2 protein-coding genes and 1 rRNA gene are annotated in these 4278 nt (G+C 63.6%); all 3 read left to right on the top strand.

From position 1 onward, the window contains the following. Positions 1-307 precede the first annotated feature (307 nt). On the top strand, positions 308-2329 hold the full coding sequence (locus ENJ37_04400; protein HHL39723.1) for a sodium-translocating pyrophosphatase: 2022 nt from the start codon (positions 308-310) through the stop codon (positions 2327-2329). 113 nt (positions 2330-2442) lie between these two features. Further along, complete coding sequence (gene ychF, locus ENJ37_04395) at positions 2443-3531, top strand: redox-regulated ATPase YchF (GenBank protein ID HHL39722.1); 1089 nt, start codon at positions 2443-2445, stop codon at positions 3529-3531. 315 nt (positions 3532-3846) lie between these two features. Next, positions 3847-4278: ribosomal RNA gene (locus ENJ37_04390) — 16S ribosomal RNA — on the top strand; the annotation flags it as partial.

Raw genomic sequence — 4278 nt, 5'->3', positions numbered from 1 at the left:
GCCATCGTTTCAAAAGGGATCGACACGGCCATGAACAACTTCAACGCCCCTTGATTTAAGGAAGGTCCGATTTATTACACTGGGGGAAACTTTCTGAAGAAAGGTTCCCCCAGACCCCCTTCAAAGACTTTCAATACGAGTTGGTTTCCCCCTGTTTTGCCAGGCAAAACAGGGGGAAACCAACTCGCGTCAAAAGTTTTTGGAGGGAGTCTGAGGGAACCTTTTTTCAAAAAGGTTCCCTCAGGGTAATTAATCAGGGCTTCCTTAAAAGAGTTTTCTGAAAAAAGAGCTGTAGAAAGGAGTGGATATGGAGGGAATAGTCAGTTTGTCTCCGTACCTGGCCATTGGGGGGTTGGCCCTTGCCGGTGTAATCTACATGTATATCGTCAGTCAGCCCGACGGCAACGAGCGGATGAGGGATCTGGCCGAGATGATTCACCAGGGGGCCATGGTCTACCTCAAGCGTCAGTACACGATCCTCGCCGTCTTCGTGGGCGGCGTGGCCCTCTTGCTCGCGCTCTTCATCGGTCTCTACACGGCCGGGGCCTACATTCTCGGCGCCGCCTCGTCCATGCTCGCCGGTTTCGCCGGCATGAAGGCCGCCACCCGCACCAACGTGCGCACCACGGAGGCGGCGAGCATGTACAAGCCCGATGCGGCCAAGGCTCTTTCGGTGGCCTTTCTCGGCGGCTCCGTCATGGGTCTTTCGGTGGCGAGCCTCGGTCTTCTCGGCGTGGGCGTCCTCGCAATCCTCTTCGGCACGCCCGAGCAGGCCCACGTCATCTCCGGCTTCGCCATGGGGGCCTCGACCATAGCGCTCTTTGCCAGGGTCGGCGGCGGCATCTACACGAAGACGGCCGACGTGGGCGCCGATCTCGTGGGCAAGGTGGAGGCCGGCATACCGGAGGACGACCCGAGAAATCCCGGCGTCATAGCCGACAACGTGGGCGACAACGTGGGCGACGTGGCCGGGCTCGGCGCCGACATCTTCGAGTCCTACGTGGGCTCCATCGTCGCCTCCATCGCCATAGGCGCCACCGCCGTGGCGGGCAGCAAGGTGGCCGCCCTCGGCAGCAGCGCCTCGCTCATGGCGCTGCCCATCGCGCTCGTCATGGTCGGGCTCGTGGCCTCGGTGCTCGGCATAGGGGCCATGAAGTACCTGGAGAGCTATGATCCGGCCGTGGCGCTCCGCTACGCAACCTTCATCGCCGCCGGGCTCTTCCTCTTCTTCGCCCTCATAACGGTGCCGGCCATGGGTGTAAAGATCGGCGTCTACCTGGCCGTGCTCATCGGCTGTCTCGCCGGTGTGGCCATCGGCCTCATAACCGAGCACTACACGGCGGCCGGACCGGTGGAGAGGATAGCCGAGTCGAGCCAGACCGGCGCCGCCACCAACATCATAACCGGCATGGCCGTGGGGCTTGAGAGCTGCGCGCTGCCGGTGCTGGCCATATGCCTGGCCATACTCGTATCCAACTGGGTCGCCGGCATATACGGCATAGGCATAGCCGCCGTGGGCATGCTCGCCACCACGGGCATCATCATGAGCGTCGACGCCTACGGTCCCATAGCCGACAACGCGGGCGGCATCTCCGAGATGAGCGGGCTGGGGCCGGAGGTGAGGAAGATAACCGACAGCCTCGACGCCCTGGGCAACACGACGGCCGCCATAGGCAAGGGCTTCGCCATAGGGTCGGCGGCGCTCACGGCCCTCGCCATGTTCAGCGCCTACGGTCAGGCCGTGGGGGCCGCCCTCGGAAGGCCGCTGGAGATCATAGTCACCGAGCCCCTTGTGGTCATAGGGCTTCTCATGGGCGGCATACTGCCGTTTTTCATAGGGGCCCTCACCATGACGTCGGTGGGCAAGGCGGCCTTCAGGATGGTCAACGAGATACGCCGCCAGTTCCGTGAGATACCGGGCCTTCTCGAAGGCAAGGAGGGGGTGAAGCCGGACGTGGAGAAGTGCATCGACATAAGCACCACGGCGGCGTTGCGCGAGATGGTGGCGCCGGGCGTGGTGGCCGTGGCCTCGCCGGTGCTCGTGGGCTTCATACTGGGTCCCGAGGCCCTGGGCGGCATGCTCGCCGGGGCCACCGTCGCGGGCGTGCTCCTTGCGCTGCTCATGGCCAACGCCGGCGGGGCGTGGGACAACGCCAAGAAGTTCATAGAAAAGGGCCACTTCGGCGGCAAGGGCTCGGAGGCCCACAAGGCGGCCGTCGTGGGAGACACGGTGGGCGACCCCTTCAAGGATACGTCGGGACCGGCCATGAACATCCTCATAAAGCTCATGAGCATCGTCTCGCTCGTCATAGCGCCTCTTCTGGTCTGAGGGAGAGGGAGAAGAGGAGAAGGATCGATCCCCCGGCAGGTCCCGTTGCAACGGGACCTGCCGGGGGATCTTCGTTCAGCCCGGTAATAATCGAGAGTTGCCCAGAGGAGGCCATGGGTTTCAACTGCGGGATCATAGGGCTTCCCAACGTGGGGAAGTCGACCATCTTCAACGCCATGACGGCCGCCGGGGCCGAGGCCTCGAACTATCCTTTCTGCACCATAGACCCCAACGTGGGGATGGTCGCGCTGAGCGACGAGAGGCTCGAGCGCATCGCCGGGCTGGTGAGGCCGCAGAAGGTGGTGCCCACGTCGGTGGAGTTCGTCGACATCGCGGGCCTGGTGCGCGGGGCGAGCAGGGGGGAGGGCCTGGGCAACCAGTTTCTCGGCCACATAAGAAGTGTGGACATGGTGGCCCACATAGTGCGCTGTTTCGAGGACCCCAACGTGGTCCACGTGGACGGCAGGGTCGATCCGGCGGGCGATATCGACGTCATAGAGACGGAGCTCATGCTCGCCGACCTCGAAACGGTGACCCGGAGGCTGGAGCGCACGGCCAAGCTCGCAAAGACGGGCGACAAGGAGGCGAAAGGGCTCGTCGAGGTGTACGAGGCCGTGAAGGCGAGGCTCGAAGAGGGGCGGCTCGTGCGCGGTATGGGCGAGGCGCCGCTGGAGGCGGTGAGGGACCTTCACCTCATCACGGCCAAGCCCGTGCTCTACGTGGCCAACGTGAGCGAAGAGGACCTGGACGGCCACAGCGAGGCCGCCCGGGCCGTCAGGGAGAGGGCCGAGCGCGAGGGGGCCGGCTTCGTCGTCATCTGCGGCAAGCTGGAGGGCGAGCTCGCCGAGCTGCCCGAAGAGGAGAAGGGCGAGTTCCTCGCAGACGTGGGGCTGGAGGAGCCGGGCCTTGCGAGGCTTGCCCGCAAGGCATACGCCATGCTCGGGCTCATAACCTTCTTCACGGCGGGCCCCAAGGAGGTCAGGGCCTGGACCGTCGTGGACGGGGCCACGGCTCCCAGGGCGGGCGGGGTCATCCACAGCGACTTTGAGCGCGGCTTCATCCGGGCCGAGGTCATATCCTGCGACGACTTCGTGGCCTGCGGGGGCGAGGCGGCGTGCCGCGAACGGGGGCTTGTGAGGCTGGAGGGCAAGGACTACCGGGTGCGCGACGGCGACATTATTCATTTCCGCTTCGCCGTCTGAGCGGCGGCGCCGGCCGCTGCGGCCAGTTTCTTGATCGCGGCGAAAAAACTTCTTGACATGAAGCGCGAGATGGAGCATAATCAATTGCTCACTTGACGAGAGCGCCTCGCGAGGGCGAGTCGCCCAGGGGCGGGGTCGGCGCTTTCGTCAAGGCGAGCCGCCGTGTCGGGCGGGTCGGGCGGGGGAACTGGAGAGGGAGTGAAGATTTTCCTTGACAGCCTGGGCCCGATGTGGTAATTTTAAAATAGATAAACCTGCTCTTTGAAAACTAAATAGCAAGCCAAGCGAGCCCAAGTCGAATCCTTTCAGTTGATTTAACTGGAGAGTTTGATCCTGGCTCAGAGCGAACGCTAGCGGCGTGCCTAACACATGCAAGTCGCGCGAGAAATCCCGCTTCGGCGGGAGAGTAAAGCGGCGCACGGGTGAGTAACGCGTGGGTAATCCACCCCCGAGACCGGAATAACCCGCCGAAAGGCGGGCTAATGCCGGATAAGACCACGGGACTCATGTTCTGCGGTCAAAGGTGGGGATCCTTCGGGACCTACCGCTCGGGGACGAGCCCGCGTCCCATCAGCTTGTTGGTGAGGTAACGGCTCACCAAGGCCGAGACGGGTAGCTGGTCTGAGAGGACGATCAGCCACACTGGCACTGGAACACGGGCCAGACTCCTACGGGAGGCAGCAGTGAGGAATATTGCGCAATGGGCGAAAGCCTGACGCAGCGACGCCGCGTGAGGGAAGAAGGCTT

The sequence above is a fragment of the Deltaproteobacteria bacterium genome, from assembly GCA_011375175.1.
In the GTDB taxonomy this organism is placed as follows: domain Bacteria; phylum Desulfobacterota; class GWC2-55-46; order GWC2-55-46; family DRME01; genus DRME01.
This window is presented reverse-complemented; position numbering and strand designations above follow the sequence as displayed.

Coding starts and splice junctions, on each gene's coding strand:
- ychF (HHL39722.1), top strand. CDS start 2,443: ATGGGTTTCAACTGCGGGATCATAGGGCTTCCCAACGTGGGGAAGTCG.
- ENJ37_04400 (HHL39723.1), top strand. CDS start 308: ATGGAGGGAATAGTCAGTTTGTCTCCGTACCTGGCCATTGGGGGGTTG.